We start from the raw sequence: 23,103 nt of genomic DNA, 5'->3' as shown, positions 1-23,103 counted from the left end.
CGGTCAAGTGTTTTTGAATTAGGCTATAAAAAAACCCGGTTTTAAACACAAATTCTGTAGCTTCATCAACAAAATAAACAGAAAAAATCAAGGAGGTTTTTCAATGGTTAATAATCGTTTGAACAATTACACTCAAAAGCTCTCGAATGCTAAGGGAGGAGCGATCGCCCTCGCACTAGCAGCTATCCTGCTTCCGGCTTGTACTACCCCACAGCGACAAGCAACGGCACCTGCACCTGCACCTGCAACACCCGGTACGGTTCCCACGACAACCGAGAATGTGGTTGATAAAACAGCACAACTGCTTGGCAAAACTGTGACCATCAGAAGCGAACCAGTCAAAAAATTGGGGCCATCGACCTTTACAGTTAGCGATAAGGAGTTTTTTAGCACCGAATCGATTTTGGTTGTCAATGCCACCGGCAAGCCTTTTGTGCTGCCGACTGAATCAGATCAAGAAGTTCAAGTAACAGGAACAGTTCGCAATTTTGTCCTTGCAGATATTGAGCGCGAGTACAAATTAGGCTTAGAGCCAAACTTGTACGCCGAGTACGAAAGTAAACCTACGATCGTTGCACAATCGATGGCGCTAGCCCCCACACCGGGGGAACTCACCTCAGACCCCCAAAAATACTACGGCAAGACACTGGCGGTGAGCGGTGAAGTCGAAAGCCTCAGAAGTCCAAACTCGTTCACTTTGGATGAAGAGAAATTAATTGGCGGAGAAGACTTGTTAGTGATACACACAGTTCCACAACCAAGCGTGCGAGAAGGTGAGAAGGTGGCTGTAACCGGCGTGCTGCGTTCGTTTGTCGTCGCTGAACTTGAGCGGGACTACGATCTGCAATGGGATTTGACCTTGAAGCAGAAGCTAGAAGCCGAGTATACCAACAAACCTGTCTTAGTTGCTACAGGAGTATATCCGTCAGCCATTCCTCAGTAACCAATACACCTCTCTCCTAACTACTGCGGGGAGTAGGGGTTAGGCATCCTGTCCTGCCCTTAACCGAGTTTTCTGCAGAAGTCTAATAGCTAACCACCAGGCGATCGCTTGCGACAGGAAGACAAGCAGAACCTCTTTCTTACCTCGTTTATTTTGATGCTCAATTCAGCAATAAGGTGGATATAATGAATCAACCAGAATCCGTGCCGCAACCGCTGACCCAAAGCGAATTCGTCGCAACTTTTCGCTTGTTTAGTAGATTTAGCTTCTGGATACAGTTATTCTTGGGTGCTGTTTCCGGCATTGTTTTATTATTTGCTATGTTGGGTCGCAACATGGGCGAACAAACCAATAATGCAGGTATTGGTTTCGGGGTAGTTTTAGCAATAGTGGGCCTGTTATTGCTGGCGTTTAGAATATTTTGGGATTTTCGCTATCGGCTTTTAGGCCGACTTTTGCACGCCGAAAATTCCCAGGTATATCCCAGCAAAGAACATATTACTCACACCTTACGGATTGGATTAGTTTCTAGTTTGGTGGGGGTATTAATCGCGTTTGTCGCATCTGAAGAAACAGTGGCTGTAGTCCTAGCAAAAACTCTGAGTCAACCGCAAGCGCTCGCAGCTTATACGCCAGAAAATGTGATTCGTTCTCTAGATATTTTTGTGACGATGGCCAACGTCAATCTGATTGGCGCTCACTTTTTTGGAGCTGTTACTTCTCTTGGGTTACTCAATTGGGTAGAAGAGTAGTTGGCAGCATGGGCGATCGCTAAAGGCAAACACAACTTCTATGTCCTTATGATTGACAAGGCCTGGCCGATTTAACTAAGGTTGGTGGCGAAAGCACTGCCTTGGCTCCCAGAGAGCGAAGACAGTGCAGCTACAAGCTAAACAAGTTGGCTATTTGCATGAACATCTAATCGGAAATAGCGATCGCTCCTGCTAATGGTAGTCAGTCTGAGCAACCGTTTTTTTTTCGTAATTGATTTATTATAGTGACAGATATTTCATCGAGCTTGAGATGGATAGATTTTGAATCTGGACAAACATAACTTAGGCTCATCTTCCGAAAGATGAGCTATACCCGTGGCATTCAGCTTCCTAAATGGCCCTGTGACCGGGTTTCTGAACAAAGCCATTTCCAACAGTTTCTCTATTAAGAAATTTACTGCAATGAAAGACCTCTGGTATAAAAACGCAATTGTCTACTCCCTCGATGTTGAAACCTTCATGGACTCGGACGGGGATGGTGTCGGCGACTTTCATGGACTGATCAACCGTCTAGACTATTTATCCGCGCTAGGAATTACTTGTTTGTGGTTGCTGCCGTTTTATCCTTCCCCTAACCGGGACAATGGTTACGACGTGATGGATTACTACAACATTGATCCGCGACTGGGAACCCTGGGAGATTTTGTCGAGTTCATGCACCAAGCAAGGGAACGAGGAATTCGCGTGCTGATCGATATGGTAGTAAATCATACGTCCAATCAGCATCCTTGGTTTGTGGCGGCTAAAAGCGATAAAAATTCCAAGTATCGCGATTACTACGTGTGGTCAGAAAATCCACCCAAAACTGATCCAGAACAACTGATATTTCCCGATGTCGAGGACAGTATTTGGGAGTACGATGAACAAGCAAAAGCTTACTATTTGCATCACTTCTATAAAGAACAGCCAGATTTGAATATTGGCAATCCGGCTGTACGAGAAGAAATATGCAAAATTATGGGTTTCTGGCTAGAACTGGGCGTGTCTGGATTTCGCATTGATGCTGTTCCGTTTTTAATTGAAGGAATTGGCATCGAAGGTGCAGACCCCGAAAAGCTGCGAGGTTTCTTGGAAGAAATGAGAGATTTTGTGTCATCGCGTCAGGGTGATGCTGTGTTGCTGGCAGAAGCAAATGTCGATCGCGAGCAAATTTCTATCTACTTTGCTAAGGGCGACAGAATGCACATTCTGTTCAACTTTTTGCTGAACCAGCATCTGTTTTTGGCCCTGGCGCGTCAAGAATCCACCGCCTTGCGCGAGGGACTAAAAACCTTACCGGATATTCCTGATATTTGTCAGTGGCTTAATTTTGTGCGCCACCATGATGAACTGACGCTAGACCGCATTACTTCATCGGAACGAGAGGAAATTTTTGCAGCGTTTGCCCCTGAGAAAACTATGCAAATTTTCGGGCGCGGGATTCGTCGTCGCTTACCACCGATGATGGGAGGATCTCGTCGCCGGATTGAACTTGTCTACAGCTTGCTGTTCACTCTGCCTGGTACACCCATGCTGCGCTATGGCGAAGAAATTGGCATGGGGGATGACCTTTCGCTGGAAGGTCGAGACAGCGTTCGCACGGTGATGCAATGGTCAGATGCACCGAATGGTGGCTTCTCGACGGCTGCAAGTGATGCCCTTGCCAGACCTGCGATCGCCAACGGAGAATACGGTTACAAACAAGTCAATGTCGTCGCAGCGCAGCGCGATCCTGGCTCATTAATTAACTGGATGGAACGTGCAATCAGCATCCGCAAGCAATGTCCTGAGTTGGGTAGGGGCAAGTGGCACATTCTCGAAACCGACTCTCCCTCGGTGTTAGCCCACTGCTGCGACTGGGAAGGCAGGACGGTGATTGCTGTCCACAATCTCGCCGACAAGCCTTGTACCGCTACGCTCAAATCTAACGAATACAGCAATCTGTGCGATTTATTTGGCGATCGGCTGTATGAATCTCTCGATGCCGACTCGCCATCTATTCCCTTAAAAGCCTACGGCTATCGCTGGTTTCGAGTCAATCGAATCCAGGGGTAAAAAAGTTAATGTTGATGGCAGAACTAGCGACGTGGGCTCGTAGGAATGTACTTAGCACTATCCTTGTCGGGAAGCGGTTCTATCTGACCTTGATTGACCAAAGCTTGATGAATTAGGGCAGTAGCACTACCCCGACTCAGCAACTCGTTGGGATTAAGAACTGTGGGATCTGGATAGTTGACCACTATCTTTGCCTTTGTCGCTGCTGCCACGGGCTCAACCGCATATTTAGGAAGTTTCTCGGCATCTTTATAGTACGAATTGAGAAAATCTAATGCCGAATTTTTAGCAGGCGCAGTTGCAGCTTTTGTCGTTGTTGGTGGAACAGTCTTAGCCGATTTAGGTGTGGGGGCAGCCGCAGGCTGCAGCCTTGCGACTACAGGTAATAACGGCTGCATCAAAACAGTCGCTGCGAGGGGAAATGCCAAACGGTTCCTAGCAATTCGACGTTTATTTACTGGAGTTGGTCTTGCTGGAGTTGCAGCCACTCGATCGGTTTTGACAACAGGGGGATTGTAATCCATATTTAAACCCCTCATTAACACAACTAATGCTTGTGCCTTAGTCAAGGACTGCTTCGGACGAAACTCATTTCCGGGAAAATCATTCATAAATCCCGTTTCATAAGCTTCTTGAATCGGAGTTTCTGCCCAGTAGTTTTTAGGCACATCCTTAAAGTAACTTCCACTCGGTATCTTTCTAACGCTGGCTCGATTAAAAGCTTGGCGGATCATCGCCGAAAATTCATCCCGATCCACAGCCTGTTTGGGTCTAAAAGTTCCGTCTAGATATCCGGTAACAATCTCTTTTTCAGCTAAGGAATCAATAAACGGACGCGCCCAGTAATTCGGCGGTACATCAGGAAATTTCGATTTAGCTTGTTGAGCAGCAACTTGCTGGGAACTTAGCACAAAGCCAGTGCCACTGACACTAATTGCTAAAGCTAAAAAGGCTACGCTGATTGACGGTAAATGCCTGCGATTAGTCATGATAAATTTCCTCCTGATTTTTGCATTTTTAACGATACTATTTGGCTGAGTTAAAGCGGATTACGTTTTTTTCTATCCGATTCCCATTCTGTTTTTACAACATCTAACTCTTCGCGACGTACTGTGTCTGTTGCCTCAACCGTATCTTGCTCAACTTCTTTTCTGATTTGCACTTCCTCGCGCACGAACGCTTGCTTTTTGATATTGACGGTTTCTTCGTAGATTTCCAAATGTGCCATTTCTTCTTGATTGAAGGCGGTATCTGGAGTTACGCGACTCCCTACATATTCGGGAGTTGTGTGCTCAATCACAACTCGCTCTTTTTCTACAGGAACTTCCAGTTGTACCGTTTTTGTCTCAACTTGTTTGCCAATTATTACCTCGCCTGTTTTGCGACGGGTTTTATCTGCAACTAATCGTTCTTCGTACAGTTTGAGTTTTTGATGATCCTGTTCGTTCATCTGATACAATTGGGGCTCTCGCTCGTAAGTATAGGTATCCCGGTCATAAGCAGGATTACTAGCTTGAGGCAAGACAGAATGCGTTGTAGAAACTGGAACGGGTGCTTCTAAAGGTAATGATGCTTCTACTGGTACAGACGCTTCTACTGTTGAAGTTCGATAAATACCCCGCACTTGTTCTTCATAATCGTAATCAACTGCCATCCCATGCTCATACCTGGGTAGTTTTTCCACTTGGTCTTTACTCCGCAAACCTGTAGCGTAAACACGCCGCCCATTAAAATCAATGTGACAAAGAGCGATGGGAAGTAAAACTTTTTTGTCAAAAATCCAAGAACCAGTCTCTACCACAAAATAGCGGCAACGTCCTGTCTCATCTACCAGCACAGTATCGATCGTGCCAATTTTATCATCGGTACTTCCGCCATACACCTCCAGCCCTTTGATATCGTCGTCATCAAAAGCGGCTTGGCGGTAGTTGGGATTAAAATCCTCAATTTTGTAAAGTAACATTGTTATTTCCTGTACTATCTAGATCAACTTGTGTACCTACTTTAGATAGATATCAGTTCTAATACTTCCTTCTTATGAATGATTCAGCAAATTGAGAATCATCAAAAGAGCGATTTTTTTTTATATTTTTCTATCTTTAGGTAGATGAATTTATCTCTCCCCTACTGATTGTGATAAATTTATCTAATTATTCGTAGGTTGGGTTGATCCAACTTACAACCTTTATGCCAAAAGCTCTCACAAGGATTTCTCAGGTTTTATTATCACTTCAACTACGCGAGAGCCTACAAAATTAAGGACATTTCTAACTAGCTGCTGGGGTTTTTTCTGGATGAGATTTCGCTCATAAATCGAAATTACTACTTTCGATCGTTAAAATCATCAAATAAGAAAATATTATGCCCCTCGGTAGATATTCTAGTAATACTTATTAAGTAAAATTAAATTACAAGCAACGAAAACAAGTAACAACGTAACGCAGGGGTTAATCTTTTATGACTTATCCAGATCGATCGGGCAGTGAACTCACTGAGCCTACAATCGTCAATCCGCTGGTGGATTACCACGATCAAGTGAGGTGGGGGCCAATTTTGGCAGGAATTGCGATCGCTCTGGGTACTCAACTAATTTTAAGCGCTTTGGCAATGGCGATCGGATTAACCGCAGGTGCAACAGGCGCGGATGCAGGTTCCGTTGGTATTGGGGTCGTAATTTGGTCGATTATCAGTTTGCTGATTTCCCTTTTTTTAGGCGGTTGGGTGATGGCTCAAAGCTGCGGCCCGATGACCAAGAAAACAGCATTTTTGAATGCAGCAATTCTTTGGGGAGCTACATTAGCACTTAGTGCTTGGTTATTAGGAAGCGGGATATCGGGTGCTGTTGGCGCTGCCGCTGCTAATGCTGGAGAAATTGCCAATCAAGTACAACAACAGGGCGGCGTTAATATACCCAATCAAGCCCAGAATGTAGGCCCAAATCAAGTTCGCGATCTAGCTGGTAATACAGCTAAAGCTACTTGGTCATTTCTACTTGGCTCTTTGCTGAGTTTGGCAGCGGCAATGATGGGTGGTGCTGTTGGCGCTCGCAAACCTCGCGTTTATGCTTGATTAGCGATGATAAAACCTGAAAATTTAACAAGCACAGGAGGGAGTCGAATTATTTTATACCATTGGGATGATGATTCATGCTTTCTTGGAGAAGATGAACAAGCTAAAAACCTTTTTTAAGGTTTTGGCATAGAGATTTAAAAGGAGATAAAGCGATGCAAGAGCAGAGGATATGGCAAAAATATACAAGGTTAACAACTTCGATGTTGTTAACGGCAACGGTTTTAGTTGCTCCCTCCTTCGCCGCTAATACAAATAAAACACAGATTCAAGGTGAATCTTTACTAGCGCAAGTACCGGATAGCTGTCGCCAGGTTATTGCGAAGAATGGTCTTAATGTTCGGCGACAACCGACGGCTAACAGCGAAGCGATTGGCATCATCGATTCCGCGCGAAATGTGACGATTCAAAGTCTTGGTGAGAATGGCTGGATACCAATTACAGCACCCCTAAAAGGTTACGTATATGGTGGTTTTCTGGGAGCGTGTGAAGTCGCAACTCCCCCGCCTCCTACTAACTGCCGCCAAGTTGCAGCCGTCAGAGGAATTAACGTACATCAAGCACCTTCCACTGATGGGGAAAGGGTTGGAGTCGTCGCGGATGGACGAAGAGTGACGATTGAAAGTATAGGAACGGATGGTTGGGTGCCGATTACAGTGCCTCTGAGAGGCTACGTCCAAGCTGAAAACCTGGCGTATTGTAGTTAATTGAAAAAACAGTGATGGATGACCAATCAAACCTAAAAAAAGAAACTAATTCACAGCAAAAACCTGGTTTGTTAAATTTCATTGCCGAGACAACAGAATCTGCACTGAATACAGGCAAAGCGGTTGTTGATACAGCAGTTGATTGGGGGGAAGCTGCTGCTAAACAAACTTATCGATTGATTGGACAAGCGACGCAAGGAACCGGAGATGCGGTAACTTATGTTGGCAATCTTCCCTTTGTTAAACAAGTGGCGGGGGTACTCAGGCTTGATTGGTTAGTTGGGGTCAGCGATCGCATCGACTTAGCCAAAGCCGAAGCTCAAGTCAAGGAACTCCAACAAAAGTATCCCAATGAATATCCCAGCGAAATTGCCCATCGCATTATGGTGGAAAAAGCGATTCAAGCCGGTGGTGTCGGATTTGCTAGCAGCATTTTACCCGGTGTCGCGGCTGCACTGCTGGCGATCGATTTAGCCGCAACTACTGCGATTCAAACCGAAATGGTTTATGAAATTGCCGCCGCCTATGGGATGGATTTGCAACAGCCAGCCCGAAAAGGTGAGGTTTTGGCAATTTTTGGGTTAGCGCTAGGCGGTAGCAACGCAATGAGAGCTGGTTTGGGCTTTTTACGCAACGTACCGCTGGCTGGCGCGATGATTGGTGCGAGTACGAATGCTACGATGCTGTACGCGCTGGGATATGCGGCGCGCCAGTTTTACGAAGCCAAAGTGAGGGAAGATACTGAAGAACCTGGAACCGAAACGCTGCAAGCAATTCAGCAACAAAGCGAGAAATATCTTGATGTGGCGATCGCCCAGCAAGCAGGAATGGATCAAATTATGGTTCACATGATTTTGGCAAGTTATCCCAACAAAAACTGGGAAGATATTCTGCCAGAATTGAAGGAATTGCAATTAAATGCTGATTCACTCAAAAGGATTGCTGCTAACATCAACTCCCCTCAACCATTGGGTGCATTGTTAGAGCAACTTAACCCGGACTTTGCAGTACCGCTATTAGCTCAATGCCGTCGCATTGCCGAAGGTAGCGGAGAGGTTTCCGAAGCAGAACAGAGGGTGCTGGATGCGATCGCACAAAAACTCAACGGTCAAGATGTGGCTGCGATATCCACTTGAAAAAAATTGTTGGTGCGTTAGCTTTCTGCGTAACGAACCATCCCCAATATTTACTGTGGCTGTGTAAGTCCTAAATTAGCCTCACGTTAAAGTAATCTACAGCCTTAAGATAGAGTTTGACGTGGCTAATTTTAATACTATCAATAATGACTGATGCAAAAGGAAGTTTTATGACAGCAGAAATATCTGGAGTCTGGGACAAGATTGAGAGCATGATCAATGACTTCATTGTCCTGCTGCCTAATATGATACTAGCGTTCCTTGTTTTCGGAATCTTTTTCTTTGTTGGGAGGTCAATTAAGAGAGCGGTCAGGCGGCTTACTCGCAACCACCGCCAATCCCGGAATTTGGGACTGGTTTTGGGAAGGTTAGCGCAGGGTATTACTGTTTTGGTTGGTCTGTTTATTGCCTTGTCGATTGTAATTCCCACATTTAGAGCAGGCGATTTGGTGCAACTGCTGGGAATTAGCGGGGTAGCGATTGGTTTTGCCTTTCGCGATATCTTACAAAACTTCCTAGCTGGTATCCTAATTCTGTTGACGGAACCGTTCCAAATCGATGACCAGATTGTGTTTAAAAACTTTGAGGGAACTGTAGAAAGTATTGAAACTCGCGCTACAACAATCCGAACCTATGATGGTCGCCGGATTGTAATTCCCAATGCCGAATTGTTCACCAATTCTGTTATGGTGAATACCGCTTTTGATAAACGCCGGATGGAATACGACGTTGGTATCGGCTACGGCGATGATATTCACCGAGCCAAGCAGTTAATGATGGAAGCTCTGCACAGTGTGGATGAGGTGTTGAATGACCCTGCTCCTGACGTGCTGCTGATGGAACTTGCAGGAAGTACCGTCAATATCCGCGCTCGATGGTGGATTGCTCCCCCACGACGAATGGACGATCTGCGATCGCGGGACAAGGTACTTTCTGCGATTAAGGAAAAGCTGACTGCTAATGGCATCGACTTGCCCTTTCCTACGCAGCAAATTTTGTTTCACGACCAAACCGAAGAGACGGATGGCGATCGCAAACGTCAACGCGAAGGATGGCCCGCTGGTAATCGCGAAGTTCCCAAACCCCGCAGCATCAGCGGTTCTCTGCGACAACTAATTGAACAGCGATCGCAATCTGACGGCAACGGACAATCGCCACCCCACCACAACTCATGAAAAATGTCAAGTTAAGCAAAATTTGGGACTCGCTCCACTCTAGCTACTGGTTTATCCCAACCTTGATGGCGCTGGGGTCGATGATTTTGGCGATCGCAATGCTGACAATTGACCGCACGGGTAATATACCAAACTGGAGGTGGATTTACACGGGTGGAGCCGATGGTGCGCGAGCGGTTCTTTCATCGGTTGCCGGTTCAATGATCAGCGTTGTTGCTACAGCTTTTTCCATTACTATTGTGGCCCTTCAGTTGGCGAGCTCCAATTTTGGGCCCCGATTGCTGCGTAGTTTTATGCAGGATACGGGCAATCAAATCGTGCTTGGCACCTTCATTGCCACGTTTATTTACTGTTTACTCGTACTGCGAACCATTCATGCAGAAGGAGAAGGATACAGTCTCTTTGTACCCCAACTCTCGGTTACAGTTGGTACCGGATTGGCAATTGCCAGTATCGGCGTACTGATTTACTTTATCCATCACGCATCAACCATTATTCAAGCCTCCCATGTAATTACTCAGGTTAGTGGCGATTTAGACAAAGCTCTAGATCGTCTGTTTCCCGAAAAAATCGGAGAAGGTAAAGCGAACAACTCGCGACAAGTGGGAGAAATTCCGGCAAATTTTGACTCGGAAGCAAGTCCAATCAAAGCCACTGGCGAGGGTTATTTGCAAGGAATCGATGACAAGGAATTAATGAAAATTGCCCGTCAGTACAATCTGCTTGTAAGTCTTACAACTCGACCGGGAAAGTTTATCGTCAATGGCAGCGATGTAGCGATGGTTTCCCCGCAAAAACAGGTGAATCAAAGCCTGAAACAACAGATTAACGATGCTTTTATTCTGGGCAAAGAACGGACTGAATATCAAGATGTAGAATTTCCTATCGATCAGTTAGTTGAAATTGCCTTGCGTGCGATTTCTCCTGGTATCAACGATCCGTTTACTGCGATTCGGTGTATCGATCGCCTCAGCGCCGGATTATCCCGCCTCGCTCAAAGGGATTTTCCCTCCCCCTATCGCTACGACGATGAACATAATTTGCGCGTCATTGTTGAAGGAGTGACGTTTGAAGGCTTAGTCAATACTGCATTTAACCAAATTCGCCAATACAGTAAATCAGATGTGGCGGTAACAATTCGCTTATTGGAAGCTATAGCTTGCATCGCCACTTACACCCGCAATTCCCAACAACGAGAAGCTTTACGCCGTCACGCGGAGATGATTTTAAATAGTAGCCGCGAACAAATCTCTCAGGAGCAAGACCAGAAAGATGTGCAAGAACGGTATCACCAAGTCATTAAAGCTTTAGGAGAGGATTAATTGGGTAGAGCAGAGTTATGGTAATAACAGCAGCTTTGCGATCGGCTCCTAATACTTTAGCTTTAACCGCGCTGAGTGGCATTGGTTTAGCGCTGACACATTTATTTTGCGGCAAGTTGCGGTTTGCCCCTATTCCTCGCAACCGCTGGCTTTCAGCAGCAAGTGGGGTTTCGGTAGCTTATGTTTTTGTGCATATTTTACCGGAATTAAATCAGCACCAAGCGGTATTAAAGCAAGTAGAATCAGGAGTTATTTCCTATTTAGAACACCACGTTTATTAAATAGCTTTGTTAGGATTGACTGTATTTTAAAGTCTAAACGCTCTAGTACGCGAATTACTTCGCTTACTTGATATTCTGGGCAACCTAGGCATAGCTAACCTCTATGCTAGTTACAAACCTGGGAGTGATTTCGTCGGGTAAAGGACACTCTTCGAGATAGAGCCTTGTAGCTTCTTTGAGATTGGCGATCGCTTGTTCTATGGTTTCGCGTTGGTCAATTGTGCCGACTTCTGGACATTCGGCAATGTACATATCTTCTTCTTTGTAAATGATGACTGTGAAGCTTTTAGTTTTCATTATATTTTTGCTTTCAGCATCAGAGGTTGCTTAGTTTCTATTTCCTAGTTTATCTTGGATGTAATTTTTTTTGCAAGTACAGGGGAAGAGGCGCGATTCCCTACGGGATAGCTGCGCTTCACGCACTTTGTGACAATTTGGGACGTAAGGGCGATCGCCTTTTGGTTATTTCTAAATTGAAAAGCGATCGCTCTATCATCAAAAAATGCGATTCGTCGCAGCCTATTTGCCTTCGCCGAATCGCCGCTTTCCTTAATATTTATGAGCTAGATCACTTTTACTGAGTTGCATTTACTTACCTTGCTGCCAATTGGTTATCTACTTATTTTCAGTAGATTCTTCATTAGTAGTTAAAAAGTACACTGAAAATCAACGCGGGAAATAAGAGAGACAACAGGTTAAAACCTGTTGAGTCGGGTTTCATCCCCTCCATAAATCGCAGGGGTTTTCACCCTCCCACGTTATTTCCGATAGCGACAGGCTACCACCCAGCATAGCAGAATCCTCAACTGCTGATAAAGTCCGCTGCTGTCAAGCTCGCTGGTGTTAGAGGAACCTGAGAAGTTGGCGATTTATCCACAAGTCCAATAATTCGACCAGTGGATTTAACTCGTAGAGCTAGATTTTGATCGGCACCAGCGCAGACGCCACAAAATGCATTCCAGGGTTCAAACTGCCTTTCCACGAAACGTGGATTCAACCCAGCAGTTTCAAATGTCAGGACTTCGATGTCAGCAAATGTCAGACCTTGTGGAAGTGCAATTTTGTCTTCCCCAGGGAAGAAGTCTTGCAGAAAATCTACTGTATTAGTAGCGACTTCATCTTGAAGGATAAACGTGTCTCGTCCAGCTCCTCCATTCAGAACATCAAAACCTAAATCTCCAGATAAAATGTCCGCACCGTCGCCACCCGATAGCTTGTCGTTATCACGCCCCCCAAACATTTGATCGTTGCCGCGTCCACCAATAAGGGTATCAGTGCCCGCATTCCCAAACAAAACGTCATCGTCAAGTCCACCGTCAAGAGTATCTGCATCTTTACCACCGTAGAGGGTATCGAACCCGCCCTCACCATCTAGTGTGTCACGACCCTGATTCCCGAACAGTTCATCATTGCCACCCAAGCCACGGATCCAGTCATTACCCCCCAAGCCGAACGTTCTGCGGCTGCCATCAGTATCACGAATGAAATCATCATCCTCTGTGCCTTGTGCATCGGGAGTATTTGCAATATTGATGTTAGCCATTGCTTCTTAAAAATTGCTTAAATTTATTGCGTCCTGATTTTTTAGCATATGTGAAAAATATACTCAAATCAAATCAAATCAATAGGATTTAGTAGGCATTTTTTTACCTGTCCTGATTTCTTTCAGTTGGATAAAGTAGGATTTAGTTGCTAAAGTATCAAACCGTAGGATAAAGTAGGATCGCAATAGGCCAAACCCAAACCCTGACTCGACCTATGGACGTTGAAGAAGTCTTAAAAGTGGCTGACGATCTCGTATTCGCTAAGACAGAAAAACACCTCAACCATCTACAAGAAGGTATATTGCGAGGCACTTGGCAACGCCAGAAATACCCAGAAATTGCCACCAACTGCCACCGTAGCGAAGCTCATGTCAAGAAAGTTGCAGCAAAATTATGGAAACTTCTATCAGAAACATTAGGTGAAGACATCAATCAATCTAACTTTGCATATACAGTGGAAAGATGGCTATTTTCGATAGTTTCATCACATTTTGGCGACAATGCACAAGTTGGTAAGTTTAAGGTTTGTGCAAACCATCCTGAATCCTTAGAAACCCCAAACTTAGAAAATAAAAATCAGGACACCTCTAGCAAAACTCAGCCCAAACAGCGATTAGACTTATCCGATGCACCAGAACCCAACCTATTCTATAACCGCACATCGGAACTCACCACCCTCGAAAACTGGATTTTAGGCCGCAACCGCCTCATCACCATCTTAGGCTTATCCGGTATTGGCAAAACCGCCCTTACACTCCAACTAATCCCACAAATTCAACACGAATTCGACTACATCATCTGGCGAAGTCTCCGCAACTCTCCACCCCTGGCATCACTCCAAACCGACTTAATTAAATTCCTCTCCCAGCAGCAAGAAACTAACCCCCCCAACCCCCCCTTATCAAGGGGGGGCGAAGAGATTCAACCTCTTTCTCTCAGGCGCGGCGAAGAGATTCAACCTCTTTCTCCCCCCCTTAGCAAGGGGGGGTTGGGGGGGGTAATCAACTATTTACGATCGCACCGCTGTCTCATCATCCTCGATGATATCCAAACCATTTTCCGCAGCGGACAACTCGCAGGAAATTACCAACCTGGATATGAAAATTACGGCGCATTCTTCAAACAAATAACAGAATCATCCCACAACAGTTGCTTAATCCTCCTGAGTTGGGAAAAACCCAGAGAAATCGCCGCCTTAGAAGGCGACAACCGCCCCTGCAAATCTCTGCAACTCAACGGTTTAGGCCCCGAAGCACAAGAAATATTCACAGAAAAAGGATTAGCAGAACCGGATAAATGGTCAGAAATGATCGACCTTTACCGAGGCAATCCCTTATGGTTAAATATAGTTGCCACATTAATTCAAGACTTATTCGGCGGTAGCGTTTCCGAATTCCTTTCCTATGATACCCTATTCTTAGGTGACTTAGAATCACTCCTGGACCAGCATTTCGATCGCCTAACCGCATCCGAACAACAAGCTATGGGTTGGCTAGCAAGTACCCCCGAACCTGCCGACATCTCAAAAATCTCAGAACACCTGCAACTATCACCGCCAGAACTGTTAAAAGTCATGCAATCTTTAGGACGACGGTCATTAGTTGAAACGGTAAAACAAAATGGGCGATCGCACTTTACGATCGAGCCAGTAATCAGAGAATATATAATCAACAAAACCAGAAGCAAAAACTGATAAACTTATCAATTTTAGTCGTGGAGGCAGAAACCGGGTTTTTTACGAAAATACTGCATCCCTGCCTAGAATTTGGTAAAAAACCCGGTTTCTTTGATATTGATGCGTAAGTCCTGAATCTGCATTTATTCAGCAATCACTGACCCCACTCACGGAGTTTTACAATGGCTACAGCAACATTATTAAGTCACGAAATAGCAGAAGGTCAAAGACTAATAGACGCTCTAAATGCAGCAAATCTATCAGTTGACTCTGCTCTCTGGAACTACGCACCAGAACCAGAAACATGGCGGCTGATGCTCACCTCACCTCTGTACGATAGCGAAGGGCCTCTTAAAACTTATGGGGAAATTCTGTCAGTCTTTCGCGAAGTTAAACCTGAATTGAAAATCGATTGGACAGCACTTGTAGCAGTCAGCCCAAAACATGACTTAATTGAGGGCTTACGTCAGGAACAGCAAAAGTGGAATTTAGACTTATCTGGCAGAAGATTGACAAATAATCGGATTAATCAGACGTGGATCGAAGATGCTTACATTTATCAAATCAAGTGAGTTGAACGGGAATCAAATAGGTTAAAATAGGTGCGATCGCTCTCCCTATAACCTCACCTTTAGGATTACTGTATTAATGAAAATCGCCACCTGGAACGTCAACTCAATCCGCACCCGCATAGAACACGTTACTAGCTGGTTGCAAACAAACTCCCCAGACGTTCTCTGCCTCCAAGAAACCAAAGTTCCCGATAAAGACTTCCCCCTAGAACCCTTCACCAACCTTGGCTACAACTGCTACATTTCCGGTCAAAAATCCTACAACGGCGTCGCCATTTTTAGTCGATCGCCCCTAACGCAAATCACCACCGGATTTGCCCCCATTCTCGGCGACGAAACCACAGGTATTTTTGACGAACAAAAACGCCTAATAGCCGGAATTATAGACGATATTTGCATTATTTGCGTATACGTTCCCAACGGTTCCGAAGTTGGCAGCGAGAAATATGAGTACAAGCTAAAGTGGCTCAAACTGCTGCAAGAATACCTCAAAATAGCACTAGATAAATCCCCCAACTTGTGCATTTGTGGCGACTTCAACATCGTCCCGGACGATCGAGATATCCACAATCCTAAAGCTAATGCTAACTCCGTCGGCCTATCAGTAGCCGAACGCCTCGCACTCACAGAAATCATAGAATTAGGATTAAACGACCCCTTTCGCAAATTCACCTCAGAAGGCGGCCATTATAGCTGGTGGGACTACCGCGCCGCCGCATTTCCCCGCAACAACGGCTGGAGAATCGACCACCATTATCTCAGCCCTCCCCTGTACGAACAAGCAAAAAACTGTACAATAGACATTGCTCCCAGAAAATTAATCAAACCCAGCGACCACGCCCCCGTAATTGTCGAAATTTGATTTATAAGTTATAAGGTTAATAACAATTGACATCTTGCCCCATTCTCAATAAATCTTGGAGGGGCGGGCAGGATGCCCACACCACAAGAAAATTAACTATTTGTGGAACAGGCATCTTGCCTGTTATTGAGAAAAGTGCAATATGTAAGTAACAACCAACCACAAAAAATCATGTTCTTAGTAACCGGAGCAACAGGCGCACTAGGCCGCCGAATTGTACGAGAAATCAGACAGCAAGAAAAGCCTGTCCGCGCATTCGTTCGCCTCGCATCTCGCTACTCAGAACTAGAAAACCGAGGCGCTGAGATTTTTATCGGCGACTTAAAACAAGACAAAGATATTAAAAAAGCCTGCCAAGGAGTGCAGTACATCATCAGCACCCACGGCACCGGGGGCGACGTTCAAGCAGTACACTACCGCGCTAACATAGAACTGATCGACTGCGCCAAAGAAGCCGGAGTGCAGCACTTTGTCTTTCTTTCGGTACTCGGAGTCGATCGGGGATACGAAGATTCCGCAGTATTCAAAGCCAAGCGAGAAGTAGAAAAATACCTGCAAAACAGCGGATTGAATTATACAATCTTGCGGCCTGCCGGTTTTGCTTCCAGCTTGTTACCCCTAGCAGAAAGATTTCGAGAAACCGGACTTTACCTGCTGATTGGCGACGGCAAAAACCGCACCTCTGTTGTCAGTACCGACGACTTAGCAAAGATTGCAGTAGATTCGGCAACAGTCGAGGGCGCCCGCAACCAAATTCTGCGAGTCGGTGGCCCGGATGTGCTGACAAGAGACGACATTCCCCGCATTTTTGCACGCTTATTCAAGCGCGAACCGATGGTAATCAACCCGCCACTGATGGTGTTTGACGGTTTGAGAAATGCCTTGGGTTTATTGAATCCTCAAGCTCAAAAAGACTTAGGAACTTTGCGGGTATTGCTGGGTAACGAGTATTTCTGTACTCCCGAAGAAGTGCAAAACTTGGAATCAATCTACAGCATGAAAATGGAATCCTTAGAAAGCTTTCTGCGGCGCAATTTGAGCGTTTAAAGTGCTAGTAATTCTCGTTACCAGGCTCTGCCTGGTAATGAGCAAATGTAACGCAAAATCGCACCTGAAAACCATTTAAGCAGAAATAGGTAGTGGTTGAGCACCAATATAGCTTGTAAGTGCGATCGGCGGAGAAGTCGGCTTAGCAATCAAATAACCTTGAACAAAAGTTGCTCCCCGTTGTCGCACCCACTCAAACTCCTCCAAAGTTTCCACACCTTCAGCAATAGTTTTAATTTCTAATTGAGCGGCAATTTCTAACATCTTTTCAGTAATTAGTGCCTTATAATAATCTTGATGGACATTCCGAATCAATTCCATATCCAACTTAATAAAATCTGGACGCAGTTGGTGCATCAAATTTAAATTAGAAGAACCGCTGCCAAAATCATCCAGGGCAATTAAAAATCCCGCCTCTCGGTAAAACCTCAGAATATTAATCAAATGATCGAGATCAGGAGGGTGCTGAGATTCCGCTACTTCAAAAACAATATTGCTGTGAGGAATTCCCGCTTCATCAATAGCCTGTACTGTTCTTCGCAGGCACGTAGCGGGATCGTAAACTGAAGTTGGAGAAAAATTAATAAAAAGTAGTTCTTTGATATCGTAAACATGGGCTTCGCGGATAGCGCGAGTCCGGGCTAAAACATCTAGTTGAAAAATTAGGCCTGCTGATTCTGCTTGGGAAAAAATCCGACCCGGATAAATTAAGTTTCCTTGCTCATCAATTCCTCGGAGCAGCGCTTCGTGGGCAAAAATTTTAGAAGTATCTGAGGTATAAACAATGGGCTGAAAATGTGTAGTAATGCGTTCTTCGGACAATAAATCTAACAGCCAATCAGAGTTAGTCAAATTAATAAAAGAGTCTAAGGAAGTGCTGCGATAAAAATCGCTAAGTTTTGGCTGTTCAACTTCGCGCATCCACAAAACTTTTGTCTCTTTCAACTCTTGAGTTGTCAGCACCGATGATGCTAGGGCGTTAAAATTTTCTTTGGCTATTCCCTCAAGCATAATGTACAAACACTTGCTCTCTTCTAACAGGCAGAATTCAAATTCAGCCTTGGTTAGGGCAGAAATAACCTTGGTCAGCGTGTGCGATACTGGAAACCATAGGTATAGACCTCCCCTACCCTCTATTTTTTCGGGTACTGTTTCGCAGCGAGAGCAGGAGCCGAAGGCTTTGCCACTTATTTGCATTGGAATATCCTCCGGTTTTTGGGTTAGTTTTAGACAAGCTAACAATTAACTTTATTATAAGCTCATTCAGCTATTAATTCATCTATCTCAAGATGTAAATCTTAATGAACTTGTATTTAAGAATTATTGCAGTATTTATACTGACCTCCGGTTTCAAACCTTGGTCAAAGTTCTCAGTATTAAGCAAGTACCTGTGATAAAACACTGTCCCAAATCATCACAGAGGGAGAAGGCAAAGACTTGTTCTCTACTCTCTACTGCTGCTCTGATTGTTTATGTTTTATTCTATAATTCCCTCTGCCAAAACAGTCGCTACAGTTAATTTTTTAGCCAAGGGGAATTAACACGCCCGTGAAGCGCAGCTATCCCGTAGGGAATCGCCCGATCGACTTGGGATTGAAGGTTCAGATGCTGGAGCAAGAGCTCAAGGAACTGCGGCGCTCACGGGAAGCAAATAAAAACTCAGCTCCGACCGTCGCAGAATTTCCAGAGCCGGCTGACTTGCTCAATCAGTTGAAAGCGCGGCGTAAAAAGTCGAGAGCGGACTTGGCTGATCTGCAAACAGGGTTGGACATACTCAGCCACTTAGAAGAGTCGGACTGAGCGAAGGATGAGCGGAAAATGGAATATGCTAGAGAGTAATAAATCTGAAACCCGTTACCTGTAAAGAATTAAAATCAATCGGGATGACAGGATTTGAACCTGCGACCCCCTCGTCCCGAACGAGGTGCGCTACCAAGCTGCGCTACATCCCGAAATTAGTCACTAGATTTTAAGCTTATCACATTCAAGTAAAAATTTAGCAACCTCGTATATAATTATTTGTAAAACACTACTCAGGCGGAGACAGACGTGACAGTTAAGCCCCAGTGGTTGCGAGTTAAAGCCCCCCAGTGGGAGCGCGTCGGCAACGTCAAAGAAATTTTGCGGGATTTATCCCTGAATACGGTTTGCGAGGAGGCGTCGTGTCCGAACATCGGCGAATGCTTCAACGCAGGTACTGCGACATTTTTGATTATGGGCCCGGCTTGTACCCGCGCTTGTCCTTACTGCGACATCGATTTTGAGAAAAAGCCCCAACCTTTAGATCCCACAGAACCCCAAAGATTGGCGCAAGCGGTGCAGCGGCTCAAACTCAACCACGTCGTGATTACCTCTGTCAACCGGGACGATTTGCCGGATGGGGGCGCGTCTCAGTTTGTCGAGTGCATTCAAGCAGTGCGATCGGCGATGCCCGATACAACTATAGAAGTTTTGATTCCCGACTTGTGTGGCAACTGGCAAGCTTTAGAAATTATTCTCGCAGCCCGCCCAGAGGTACTCAACCACAATACCGAAACCGTAAAGCGACTTTACCGCAAGGTGCGGCCGCAAGGAAAGTACGATCGCACCTTGGAACTATTGCAGCGAAGCCGCCAACTCGCACCTGGGGTTTACACCAAATCCGGCATCATGGTGGGACTCGGAGAAACAGACGCCGAAATTCGGGAGGCGATGCAGGACTTACGGGCTGTGGGCTGCGATATTTTAACAGTTGGACAGTATCTGCAACCGACTCAAAAGCACTTGAACGTAGAAAACTTTGTGCCTCCAGAACAGTTTGATGCTTGGAGAAAGTTTGGCGAATCTTTGGGATTCTTGCAAGTTGTCGCTTCTCCCTTAACTCGCAGTTCCTATCACGCCGAACAGGTGAGGGAACTGATGAAACTTTACCCACGCTAGCAATTTTAAGTTGAGTTGACTCGCGACCGTTAGCGAAGCCCTCGAAGAGGATAGCACCATTCTCAGTAAGATAGGATTGAGCCACTCGCCCACAAAGAAACCGGGTTTTTTAACCGAGATTTAGGGCTTTAATCAAGTATTTTGGTTAAAAAACCCGGTTTCGACGCACCCATGCGTCCAGGACTTTAAGACCCGATCGAGTCAACAGCAACGAAAAACCTGCGCTTTCTGTGACGGCATGGTGCAAAAGACCCCGTTTCTGATGCTGGGGTTCTCGGCCTGATGTTAAGCCCGAAGCCGCAGCCCATAGCAAAACAATTATCGGTCGATCGCCCCCTCAAACTCATGACTTACGCAAAAGACATCGAGAAACCCGGTTTTTGCGTCAGCCAATAACTCGGTACTGGGGACTCTAGCAACTCTGAAACCCATATTCTATAATGGATTAAACTTCTGCGCTCACGGCAGCGTATTTAATCAACAGCGCGGAGTTATATAAAGTTTTATTAAAAAAATGGCGAATTTTCCGAAGTGATCGGGAACCAGCTTATCGGTGATGAAGATTAACTTAACTTCTGACTAACGTCACTTGTTTATAGCGAGTCACTATCTATACTAGCTACATAAACAAAGAAGTAAAGCACACTTTTCGGGCCTTCAACCTGTTACATCAGAAAGTTCTTAGCGTTTTCCAGAATCTTGGTAAAACAAGTGGGGCAGCAAAAGTTCGATCTCTCCAACAGCAGAAAAGTCAGGAAAGTTACTAAAGAAACACAAAGCGGTGATGCTTCGTCTTAACCAAGTGGGCATCTTAATTATAAATAACCGCCAAGCGTAGCATCTTTTCACCGGAGCCACTGAGAAAATCACTATGCCAGCCACCTCTTTTTACGCTGAAGCTGAATTCGACGAACAACTGCGAGTCAATCCCTTGCCAGGTGATGTGTTGGATGAAGATGTTGAAGAAGCTGGAGACGAACTGCTCGACCAAGACCCAGCAGAGACAGAAGATGCAGACCCAGCAGCCAAATTGCAAAAAAATGCCAACCGTCGCACTACAGATTTAGTGCGCCTGTACCTCCAAGAAATAGGTCGGGTTCGTCTCTTGGGTAGAGACGAAGAAGTCTCGGAAGCTCAAAAAGTTCAGCGCTATATCAAATTGCTGGAATTACGCAACACCGTCGCCTCCCAGGAAGAAGGGCTAATTGCGCGTTTCGTGCATTTAATTGAAGTGCGCGATCGCTTGTCCGCACAGTTGGGACACAAACCTTCCTTGGAACGCTGGGCATTAACTGCCGGCGTCGGTGACGTGCCAGAACTCAAGCGAATTATGGCCGAAGGCAAGCGCCAGTGGGCCGAGTTAGCCGAGATGACGGTTGAGACGATCGAAAGAGTTCAAGCTGAAGGCGTCGAAGCTAAAGACCACATGATTAAGGCGAACCTGCGCCTGGTGGTTTCGGTGGCGAAAAAATATCAAAATCGCGGTTTAGAACTGCTCGACTTAATACAAGAAGGTACTCTCGGACTGGAGCGAGCTGTAGAAAAGTTTGACCCGACGCGGGGCTATCGGTTTAGCACCTATGCCTACTGGTGGATTCGGCAGGGAATTACGCGGGCTATAGCCACTCAAAGCCGCACCATTCGCCTCCCCGTCCACATCACCGAAAAACTTAACAAAATCAAAAAAGCCCAGCGCAAAATTTCTCAAGAAAAAGGTCGGACAGCTACGATCGAAGACATCGCTGTCGAGTTGGACATGACGGCATCGCAAGTCCGAGAAGTTTTGCTGCGCGTTCCCCGTTCTGTTTCTTTGGAAACTAAAGTGGGCAACGAAAAAGATACAGAGTTGGGCGACTTGCTCGAAACCGACAGCATCTCCCCAGAAGAAATGCTGATGCGAGAAGCTTTGCACCGCGACTTGCAGCAACTGCTGGCAGATTTGACCAGCCGCGAGCGAGATGTAATTCTGATGCGCTTTGGTTTGGGTGACGGACACCCCTATTCGCTGGCAGAAATCGGTCGTGCCCTCGACTTGTCCCGCGAGCGCGTCCGCCAAATTGAAGCCAAAGCTTTGCAAAAACTCCGCCAACCTAAGCGTCGCAACCGCGTCCGCGACTATCTGGAGTCTCTAACTTAAATTTGGGCGGTCAGTCAGCGCGATTAATCAGGGAGCAAGGCATTCGGCACTTGTGCAGAAGGCATGAGGCATTCGGCAGAAGTAAAAATATTTACTTCTCAACAACTTCTCTGTCCTCTGCAGCAAGTCAATCGATTTTAGATTTTAGATTTTAGATTTTAGATTTTAGAATTGAAGCATTCACCCCACGGATAAATTCGGGGGCTTGTATCCTGGATGCTTTCATTCATAAAGCTGGTTAAAAGTCAAACAATATCAAAAACCAAATTTTTTCCTCAATCTTTTTTCAATAAGCTGCGATATTTGCAAAATATCTCGATCGTTGTGTATTATTGTCAATAGGCAGACTTTCTTGAGAGGGTCACTATGGCACTTTATACCGCGTCCTCATTCAAATCCGAACTCAATGACAAAGGCTGGCGGATGACTCCCCAACGGGAAACCATCTTGCACGTGTTTCAGAACCTCCCCAAAGGCAATCACCTGAGTGCGGAGGATTTGTACACTTTGTTAAAAAATCGCGGCGAAAACATTAGCTTGTCCACCATTTACCGAACTTTAAAGTTAATGGCAAGGATGAGCCTGCTCCGCGAACTCGAACTAGCAGAAGGTCACAAACACTATGAAATAAACCAGCCTTACCCGCATCACCACCACCACCTAGTCTGCGTTCAGTGCAACAGAACGATCGAATTTAACAACGATTCGATTTTGAAAATTGGCATGAAGCAAGCTGAAAAGTCCGGGTTGCACCTGCTAGACTGCCAGCTAACCATTCATACGGTGTGCCACGAAGCTTTGCGGATGGGATGGCCGTCTTTGGTTTCCAGCAATTGGTCTTGTCCGAGGTCGATCGCCCAAAACGGCAGCAGCGCCCCGGATTCAATCGAGTGAGATTACACTATTT

21 protein-coding genes, 1 tRNA gene and 1 pseudogene are annotated in these 23,103 nt (G+C 45.6%); 17 read left to right on the top strand and 6 right to left on the bottom strand.

The features are described 5' to 3' along the window. The first annotated feature begins 103 nt into the window (after positions 1–103). The 3 genes from QUB26_RS01535 (at position 104) to QUB26_RS01525 (ending at position 3,750) form a co-directional block, all read left to right on the top strand. On the top strand, positions 104–943 hold the full coding sequence (locus QUB26_RS01535; RefSeq protein WP_333240837.1) for a hypothetical protein: 840 nt from the start codon (positions 104–106) through the stop codon (positions 941–943). 185 nt (positions 944–1,128) lie between these two features. After that, on the top strand, positions 1,129–1,695 hold the full coding sequence (locus QUB26_RS01530; RefSeq protein ID WP_333053759.1) for a DUF3611 family protein: 567 nt from the start codon (positions 1,129–1,131) through the stop codon (positions 1,693–1,695). A gap of 423 nt (positions 1,696–2,118) precedes the next feature. Continuing rightward, entirely contained in the window at positions 2,119–3,750 is a 1,632-nt protein-coding gene (locus QUB26_RS01525; RefSeq protein ID WP_333316275.1) for an alpha-amylase family protein, read from the top strand. Positions 3,751–3,773: 23 nt separating this feature from the next. On the opposite strand, the gene QUB26_RS01520 is transcribed toward QUB26_RS01525, so the two are convergent. Both QUB26_RS01520 and QUB26_RS01515 read right to left on the bottom strand, forming a co-directional pair. Then, positions 3,774–4,739, bottom strand: a complete 966-nt coding sequence (locus QUB26_RS01520) for an S-layer homology domain-containing protein (protein WP_333316273.1) — start codon at positions 4,737–4,739, stop codon at positions 3,774–3,776. Positions 4,740–4,789: 50 nt separating this feature from the next. Further along, positions 4,790–5,713, bottom strand: coding sequence for a DUF2382 domain-containing protein (locus QUB26_RS01515; protein ID WP_333240847.1), 924 nt, complete (start codon positions 5,711–5,713; stop codon positions 4,790–4,792). A 494-nt stretch (positions 5,714–6,207) separates the two neighbouring features. Here QUB26_RS01515 and QUB26_RS01510 point away from each other — a divergent pair, with 494 nt between their 5' ends. The 6 genes from QUB26_RS01510 to QUB26_RS01485 all read left to right on the top strand — a co-directional run bounded on the left by QUB26_RS01510 (position 6,208) and on the right by QUB26_RS01485 (position 11,440). After that, positions 6,208–6,819 (top strand): hypothetical protein, encoded by a 612-nt coding sequence (locus tag QUB26_RS01510; RefSeq protein ID WP_333248158.1) that lies wholly within the window; start codon positions 6,208–6,210, stop codon positions 6,817–6,819. Between the two features lie 155 nt (positions 6,820–6,974). After that, entirely contained in the window at positions 6,975–7,526 is a 552-nt protein-coding gene (locus tag QUB26_RS01505; protein WP_333240853.1) for an SH3 domain-containing protein, read from the top strand. A 14-nt stretch (positions 7,527–7,540) separates the two neighbouring features. Continuing rightward, complete coding sequence (locus QUB26_RS01500; protein WP_333316271.1) at positions 7,541–8,662, top strand: hypothetical protein; 1,122 nt, start codon at positions 7,541–7,543, stop codon at positions 8,660–8,662. A 146-nt stretch (positions 8,663–8,808) separates the two neighbouring features. Continuing rightward, positions 8,809–9,837: a mechanosensitive ion channel family protein gene (locus tag QUB26_RS01495; RefSeq protein WP_333316269.1), complete on the top strand. Its 1,029-nt coding sequence runs from the start codon at positions 8,809–8,811 to the stop codon at positions 9,835–9,837. Next, the gene (locus QUB26_RS01490; protein ID WP_333316267.1) at positions 9,834–11,159 is read left to right on the top strand and encodes a DUF2254 domain-containing protein; all 1,326 of its coding nucleotides are present in this window, start codon (positions 9,834–9,836) and stop codon (positions 11,157–11,159) included. Before QUB26_RS01495 ends, QUB26_RS01490 begins: the two co-directional genes overlap by 4 nt. Positions 11,160–11,176: 17 nt before the next feature. Further along, positions 11,177–11,440: a hypothetical protein gene (locus QUB26_RS01485; RefSeq protein WP_333316265.1), complete on the top strand. Its 264-nt coding sequence runs from the start codon at positions 11,177–11,179 to the stop codon at positions 11,438–11,440. An 84-nt stretch (positions 11,441–11,524) separates the two neighbouring features. Here QUB26_RS01485 and QUB26_RS01480 read toward each other — a convergent pair whose 3' ends face one another. Continuing rightward, positions 11,525–11,737, bottom strand: a complete 213-nt coding sequence (locus tag QUB26_RS01480; RefSeq protein WP_333316263.1) for a type II toxin-antitoxin system HicB family antitoxin — start codon at positions 11,735–11,737, stop codon at positions 11,525–11,527. A 505-nt stretch (positions 11,738–12,242) separates the two neighbouring features. After that, positions 12,243–12,983, bottom strand: a complete 741-nt coding sequence (locus QUB26_RS01475; protein ID WP_333211172.1) for a calcium-binding protein — start codon at positions 12,981–12,983, stop codon at positions 12,243–12,245. Between the two features lie 215 nt (positions 12,984–13,198). On the opposite strand from QUB26_RS01475, the gene QUB26_RS01470 reads away from it, so the two are divergent. From QUB26_RS01470 to QUB26_RS01455, 4 genes are all read left to right on the top strand, one after another. Further along, positions 13,199–14,677: an NB-ARC domain-containing protein gene (locus tag QUB26_RS01470; RefSeq protein WP_333316260.1), complete on the top strand. Its 1,479-nt coding sequence runs from the start codon at positions 13,199–13,201 to the stop codon at positions 14,675–14,677. Positions 14,678–14,841: 164 nt separating this feature from the next. Further along, positions 14,842–15,231: a hypothetical protein gene (locus tag QUB26_RS01465; RefSeq protein WP_333240877.1), complete on the top strand. Its 390-nt coding sequence runs from the start codon at positions 14,842–14,844 to the stop codon at positions 15,229–15,231. A 76-nt stretch (positions 15,232–15,307) separates the two neighbouring features. Beyond that, on the top strand, positions 15,308–16,093 hold the full coding sequence (xth, locus tag QUB26_RS01460; RefSeq protein WP_333316258.1) for an exodeoxyribonuclease III: 786 nt from the start codon (positions 15,308–15,310) through the stop codon (positions 16,091–16,093). Between the two features lie 171 nt (positions 16,094–16,264). Further along, positions 16,265–17,140: an SDR family oxidoreductase gene (locus QUB26_RS01455; RefSeq protein WP_333240883.1), complete on the top strand. Its 876-nt coding sequence runs from the start codon at positions 16,265–16,267 to the stop codon at positions 17,138–17,140. Positions 17,141–17,215: 75 nt separating this feature from the next. Here the strand turns inward: QUB26_RS01455 and QUB26_RS01450 are convergent, their stop codons facing one another. After that, the gene (locus QUB26_RS01450) at positions 17,216–18,337 is read right to left on the bottom strand and encodes an EAL domain-containing protein (protein ID WP_333316255.1); all 1,122 of its coding nucleotides are present in this window, start codon (positions 18,335–18,337) and stop codon (positions 17,216–17,218) included. Between the two features lie 351 nt (positions 18,338–18,688). Here QUB26_RS01450 and QUB26_RS01445 point away from each other — a divergent pair, with 351 nt between their 5' ends. Beyond that, positions 18,689–18,940, top strand: a complete 252-nt coding sequence (locus QUB26_RS01445; RefSeq protein ID WP_333316253.1) for a flagellar alpha dynein — start codon at positions 18,689–18,691, stop codon at positions 18,938–18,940. 78 nt (positions 18,941–19,018) lie between these two features. Here the strand turns inward: QUB26_RS01445 and QUB26_RS01440 are convergent. After that, positions 19,019–19,092: transfer RNA gene (locus tag QUB26_RS01440), tRNA-Pro, on the bottom strand. Positions 19,093–19,183: 91 nt separating this feature from the next. Here QUB26_RS01440 and lipA point away from each other — a divergent pair. The 3 genes and pseudogenes from lipA to QUB26_RS01425 form a co-directional block, all read left to right on the top strand. Next, a pseudogene (lipA, locus tag QUB26_RS01435) lies at positions 19,184–20,059 on the top strand (lipoyl synthase); the annotation flags it as partial. Between the two features lie 871 nt (positions 20,060–20,930). Continuing rightward, positions 20,931–22,196 carry an RNA polymerase sigma factor SigC gene (gene sigC, locus QUB26_RS01430; RefSeq protein ID WP_333240889.1) on the top strand — a complete coding sequence of 422 codons (1,266 nt, stop codon included), beginning with the start codon at positions 20,931–20,933 and terminating at the stop codon, positions 22,194–22,196. A gap of 366 nt (positions 22,197–22,562) precedes the next feature. Further along, positions 22,563–23,090, top strand: coding sequence for a transcriptional repressor (locus QUB26_RS01425; protein WP_006632310.1), 528 nt, complete (start codon positions 22,563–22,565; stop codon positions 23,088–23,090). Positions 23,091–23,103: the final 13 nt, after the last annotated feature.

The sequence above is a fragment of the Microcoleus sp. B4-C1 genome, assembly GCF_036705285.1.
In the GTDB taxonomy this organism is placed as follows: Bacteria; Cyanobacteriota; Cyanobacteriia; order Cyanobacteriales; family Microcoleaceae; genus Microcoleus.
This window is presented reverse-complemented; position numbering and strand designations above follow the sequence as displayed.